Below are 6157 nucleotides of genomic sequence, written 5' to 3'. Positions count from 1 at the left end.
AAGAAAGAAGTTTCGCCGTACCTATTCCTGTACCACATACGACGAGTATATTAAGCTTTGGTGCTTTAGCAATGTTTAGCTTTTCAATCGCAGCGCCAAAATGTATTGTAAAATAACCTATTTCTTCGTCATTTAATTCTTTGCCTGTATAATCTTCTAAAGGTTTTAGACTTTCTTTTACTATCTCAAACAATTTTTTATAATTTGCCTTAATTTCATCCAAAATAGGATTTTTTAATTTAAGGCCGTGTCTTAACCGGTATACTGTCGGTCTTAAATGGTCTAAAAGCCCTTCAAAAAGCTGCCTATCTCCTGACAAATCTTGATTTATTTTGCTGCTAACATTCCTAATAATTTTTTCTGTTAATAGCTGATACTCAACCCAATTTTCATTAGCGTAAGGTCGCGTTTTTGTAACATTGCTTCCTAGAAGATGGACTGTAATATATCCAATTTCATCATGTGGAATAGAAACCTTAAAATGGTCCTCCAACATTTTTGCAATATTTGATGCTACAGCAAACTCTTTTGTAATTTCTAAAGCTTTTAATTCTTCTTTTGGCATAATTATGTCTTTCCCAAGTTGTATCCTTTTAATTGCTATTGCTATGTGTATTACAAGGCCAGAAAATGCAGCATCAGAAAAAACCGTTTCCAGTTCTCTTTCTGCTATTTGTATACATTCTTCGATATAAGGTATGTCTATATCTTCAAACAGCTTGGTAATTTGTTTATCAATTCCTACACTAGAACGAGTATAAATCGGAGATTTTACAATATCCAGCGCCTTATTAACGTCAATTACCTCCGTTAGAAGTTCTATCGCGGCTCTTCGTAATCGTTTTTCATCCCCCACAACTTTGATTCCATATTTCGGTGCAGACTTTAACTGAAGTCCATGACGTGTAAGCCACTCTCTTACATCTTTTAAATCTTTTATAATGGTACTTCTTGACACCATCAATTTATCTGCAATGCTATTGATAGTGATGTAGTCTTTTTGCTGTATAAGTTCACTTAATATGATATTTACTCTTTCTTTTTGAGATAAGTTGTAATAATAAATATTAAGATTATCAAGAAGAGATAAAACTTTATTTCTCTGTTCCAATAGTTCAGAAAATTTCACACCTACATTCGGTTTTCGCATCAATTGTGGCAAATTATTGTACTTTAAAAACTCATCGATTGTATCAAGGTCATATCTTATAGTTCTACTGCTTACATTGAATATTTTTGCAAGGTCAGAAATTTTAATAGGCGCATTAGAATTGATAAGTTTAACAAGAATTTGAGTACATCTTTCATTGAGTGTGATAATTATCACCTCTTTTATTTCAAATTATACTTTATTTCTACGATAATGAAAAGCTTAACATTTTGCAATTTAAATGTGGCAAAAGTAAACTAAATAAAAAAATAATAATAAAAATGCAGAAGGTATGCTATTCACCTTCCGCATTTTATTTTTTAAAACTTGGACATAAACTCTTTCATTCTTTTTACTGCTTCCTCTAGGTTTTCCATAGAGGTTGCATAAGCCATTCGAACATATCCTTCCCCATTTTCTCCAAAGGCGTTTCCTGGCACAACTGCAACTTTTGCCTCAAAAAGGAGTCTCTTAGCGAATTCTTCTGAGGTAAGACCTGTCTTTTTTATTGATGGGAATATATAAAAAGCACCTTTTGGTTCAAAACAATCAAGCCCCATTTCTCTCACACTTTGAAGTAAATACTTTCTTCTTCTGTCGTATTCTTCCCTCATCTTTAAAATATCTTCATCCCCATTTTTTATAGCCTCAATTCCAGCATACTGGCACATTGTAGCCGCCGCTGTCACGCCGTATTGGTGTATTTTGGTCATGTGTTTCACAAAATATTCCGGTGCAGCTATATATCCGAGACGCCATCCTGTCATCGCATATGACTTCGAGAAACCATTTATAGTAACTGTTCTTTCCCACATGTCTTTTAAAGAAGCAAAGCTTACGTGTTCAAAACCACTATATATTAGCTCAGAATAAATTTCATCAGTAACCACAATAAGGTCATGTTTTTTAACTACTTCAGCTATCTTTTCCATCGCTTCTTTTGGCATTACTGCGCCAGTTGGATTATTAGGATATGGTAAAATTAATACTTTTGATTTGTCCGTAATGTACTTTTCTAAAACATCTGCCCTTAATACAAAATCGTCCTCCTCATATGTGGGAACAAAAACGGATTTAGCACCTGCAAGAATCGTGCAAGGGTTATAGGCTACAAATGAGGGTTCTGGAATTAATACTTCATCTCCTTCTTCTGCCAAGGTATTTAAAGCGACATATATAGCTTCTGTAGCCCCAATTGTAACTAAAATTTCAGTTTCCGGATTGTAAGAAAGGTTATACCTTCTCTTAAGATAATTCGAAATTTCTTGCCTCAATTCAATAAGTCCAGGATTTACAGTATATCCTGTTTTGCCTTCATCGAGGGCTTTTTTTGCTGCCTCTCTTATGTGGAATGGCGTTACAAAATCTGGTTCTCCAATAGCAAGGGATATTGCTCCCGGCACCTCTCGTGCCATGTTAAAGAAATATCTTATGGTAGATATTTCTATGGACTTCGCTCTTTTTGCCACTCTGTCTTCAAAGTTCATATCTAATCCCCCTAAAACAATAGTTTTATTATTATAGTTCTACAAAAATCTTAAAAATCCTCTATATCAAAAACACTCCACCGCAAAAAGGTGGAGTGTTTTTGATTATTATTCAACAATCACATCTGACAAAACTAATTTTACTGGATTTGCTAAAGAATCTCCTACTGGGCAGGTATTTTCTATAAACTTTGCAAATTCTTCTACTTTTTCTTTTGGAGCATCTGTCTTTATATGCATTTTAAATCTTATTTCTTGGAAACCCGGCCTTACACCAGCTTTTCCCATAAATCCGTCTGTATCAAGGTCTCCTTCTAATTCTACCCAAAAATCTTGTAAATCTATACCCTTTGCCTTTGCAAAAACTGATGCCACAATTGTCTGGCAAGAACCTAAAGCGCAAAGCAAAGCCTCTACAGGATTCATTCCTTTGTTTGTACCGCCTAGCTCTTTAGGCTCATCTAAGATTATTTTAAAGCCTCTTACCTCGCTTTCAACTGCTAACCCCTCTGGTAACTTTCTTGAAACCGCTTTGAAGGTTTCAATTGCCATTTCAAACTCCTCCTTTTATTTTTCAAATTTTATGTATTTCGGAAGCTCTATAAGAGCTCTGAAAGCATATAGATAAATGGCGTTAAAATTACACTTTGTGTATAGACTCCCCAAAAATGTCCTTAACAGCTTCCATAATCGTTTCGCTCCTGGTAGGATGGGCATAAACCACTTTCTTCAAAGCTTCCGCATCCACACCTTCTTGGCAGGCTGTTGAAAGTATGTGAATAAGTTCAGAAGCTCCACTACCTACCACCCAGGCGCCAACTACTTCTCCCTTTTCATTTGAAATCACTTTTGCAAAACCTTCTGTCTCTCCATATGTCTTAGCCCTTCCGTTGTGCTCAAAATTAAATCTTCCTACTTTTACATCTTGAAATTTGTTTCTCGCCTCTTCTTCAGTATAGCCAAAATACCCAATCTCTGGCTCTGTAAATACTGCTGCAGGTATCTTCATATAATCTAATGTACTTGATTCACCAAAAATATTATCTACTGCTACTTCTCCTTGTGCTGATGCAACATGTGCCAACATCATTTTGCCTGTGACATCACCTATAGCATAAACTCCTTCTATATTTGTCTTCATGTGCTCATCAATTTTAATAGCTTTTCCTTCAAATTCTAATAGTTCTGCAATCGGTCCAATATCTGTGTTTAATTTTCTTCCTATTGACACAAATACTTTGTCTGCGTATATGCGTTTTATATTCTCTCCACTCTTTATTGTTACTATACTTCCGCCGCCTTCTTCTTCGTCTATTCTCTCAACCGTTGAAGAAGTATATATCTTGATTCCTCTTTTTTGTGCAGCGAATTTTATAGATGAGCTTATCTTTTTATCAAGTGTAGGAAGTATATTAGGCATCATTTCAACAACTGACACTTTCACTCCAAATTGATTCATTATAAAGGCAAATTCCATGCCTATTACTCCGCCGCCTATAATGCATAAACTTTGTGGCAAAGAGGTCATTTCAAGAATAGTATCACTATTCATGACATTTTTAGAATTAATGCCTTCAATAGGAAGTTCAGCCGGTGATGACCCAGTTGCAATAATAATGTTTTTCGCTTTGATTTTGTTTTCTCCAAATAGTACATTCTTTTCTTTGTCAACTTTTGCTTCAGCATTAAAAACATCTACTCCATTAGCTTTAAGCAAAGCATTAATGCCTTCAACAAGCTCTCCTACAATACCATCTTTTCTCTTTACAACTTGAGTGTAATCAAAAGAGTTTATTTTTATGTCAAATCCAAATTCAAAAGCTCTGTTTAAAATGTCATACACTTCGGCAATTCTTGCATAGGCTTTTGTTGGTATACAGCCTCTATTTAAACAGGTACCACCTAATTTATCTTTTTCAAATAAGGCTACTTTTGCACCTTTTTTAGCAGCTTTAATAGCAGCAACATATCCTCCAGGACCTGCCCCTATGACAACTAAATCATATTCTTTGTATCCGTATTCCTGTTTAATTTCTTTTTGTGTAGAAGAAGACTTTACTTCTTCAGAGTGTGCAATAATTGCAATGACATCTCCTGGTTCAACTGTAGTTCCAGCAGGACAAACAATTTTTGAAATAATGCCTTCATAATCACTGTACACTTCAAAGCTCATTTTATCTACTGCTACATCACACAAACAAGCTCCTTTTTCTACATATTGCCCTTCTTCAACATACCATTTTGTAATTTGCCCGCTTTTCATGGTATCTGACAAAGCAGGCATCTTTATTTCTATATCCATCAATATACCTCCACTTCCGTCTTTCTTAATAATTTTGACCACTAACAATATCTCATTTGGTAAACTGTACCCTGGTGGGAGGGGGTAAAATTTGATAAAATAAAAACGACAATTATTTAACAATTTCGTTTGTATATATTTTACCACTTTTCCGTTAAAAATTCAACAACCTAAAAATATTTTTAACCTCTCAAAACATCACTTCTATTAAATTGTCAACAGTTATGTTGGCAAAATAATCGTTTATATCAATATTTGAAAGTACTTTTTTTATTTCCTCTTCTGAATGCTTTACTCCTTTTAAAAGGTTTTCTACCTCTGAAACATCGTATTTTCCAAAAAAGTCTCCATAAATTTTTATATCTTTTATTATTCCCTTTTCTACATTTAAATTTACTTCTACAGTGCCACCAGTAAATTTTTTCTCATTTTTAAAACTGTAATCTGGCGATGTTCCAAAATTCCATTCCCATGTGCTATACTTTTCCCTGACCAATTTCTCTATTTTTTGTATGTCTTCCTGTGTAAATTCATACATTTCACTTTCATCGGTTTGTTCTCTAATGTGATTCATAATGAGGTCAATAAACTGTTCTATTGTAATAGGCTCTTTTAAATGCTCACTTATGTTTGTAACTCTTTTAGACACAGATTTTACACCTTTATCTTCAAATTTTACAGGTCGCACCTTAAGTGCTGCTGACAAATCTGTAATGCTGGAAGAAAACAAAAGTGTTCCATGGTGTAATATTCTATTTTTGTAATAATATTGCGCATTTCCTGAAATTTTTTTGCCGTCAATTGTTATGTCATTTCTCCCTGAAAACTCAGCATTAACAGAAAGTTTTCTAAGCACATCTATAATTGGCTGTGTAAATTTTTTAAAATCACTGAAACTGCTGACATCCTCATTTACTATAAAAGTAAAATTTAAATTGCCGAGGTCGTGAAAAACCGCTCCTCCTCCTGATAATCTTCTGACAACCGGAATTTTATGTTGTTTCACATAATCTAAATTTATTTCCGCTAATGTGTTTTGATTTTTTCCTACTATAATGCTAGGTTCATTCCTCCACAGCATGAAACATTCTTCTTGGAATTCTTTTAAAACGTATTCTTCAGCAGCTAAATTAAAATAGGGATTTGTGTTCTTATTGTAAATATATAGCATATCCACCTCTCCTCGTTTTGATTATTGACTATTTAATGGAATATAAT

Annotated in this window: 5 protein-coding genes; all 5 read right to left on the bottom strand. The window is 34.1% G+C overall.

All coding sequences use genetic code 11. From position 1 onward, the window contains the following. The coding region (locus tag M663_RS0107040) for a transcription antiterminator (protein ID WP_042805209.1) at nt 1-1336 on the bottom strand (1336 nt) is incomplete at its 3' end. 134 nt (nt 1337-1470) lie between these two features. Further along, nucleotides 1471-2637 (bottom strand): aminotransferase class I/II-fold pyridoxal phosphate-dependent enzyme, encoded by a 1167-nt coding sequence (locus M663_RS0107035; RefSeq protein ID WP_029688421.1) that lies wholly within the window; start codon nt 2635-2637, stop codon nt 1471-1473. A 108-nt stretch (nt 2638-2745) separates the two neighbouring features. Beyond that, the gene (locus M663_RS0107030) at nt 2746-3189 is read right to left on the bottom strand and encodes an OsmC family protein (RefSeq protein WP_029688420.1); all 444 of its coding nucleotides are present in this window, start codon (nt 3187-3189) and stop codon (nt 2746-2748) included. An 88-nt stretch (nt 3190-3277) separates the two neighbouring features. Further along, nucleotides 3278-4939 carry a dihydrolipoyl dehydrogenase gene (gene lpdA / locus M663_RS0107025; protein ID WP_029688419.1) on the bottom strand — a complete coding sequence of 554 codons (1662 nt, stop codon included), beginning with the start codon at nt 4937-4939 and terminating at the stop codon, nt 3278-3280. Between the two features lie 190 nt (nt 4940-5129). Then, nucleotides 5130-6110 (bottom strand): lipoate--protein ligase, encoded by a 981-nt coding sequence (locus M663_RS0107020; protein WP_029688418.1) that lies wholly within the window; start codon nt 6108-6110, stop codon nt 5130-5132. Between the last annotated feature and the right edge of the window lie 47 nt (nt 6111-6157).

It is taken from the genome of Thermoanaerobacter sp. A7A (genome assembly GCF_000445185.1).
In the GTDB taxonomy this organism is placed as follows: domain Bacteria; phylum Bacillota; class Thermoanaerobacteria; order Thermoanaerobacterales; family Thermoanaerobacteraceae; genus Thermoanaerobacter.
Note: the sequence above shows the minus strand (reverse complement) of the source record. Positions and strands in the feature narration are given on the sequence as shown.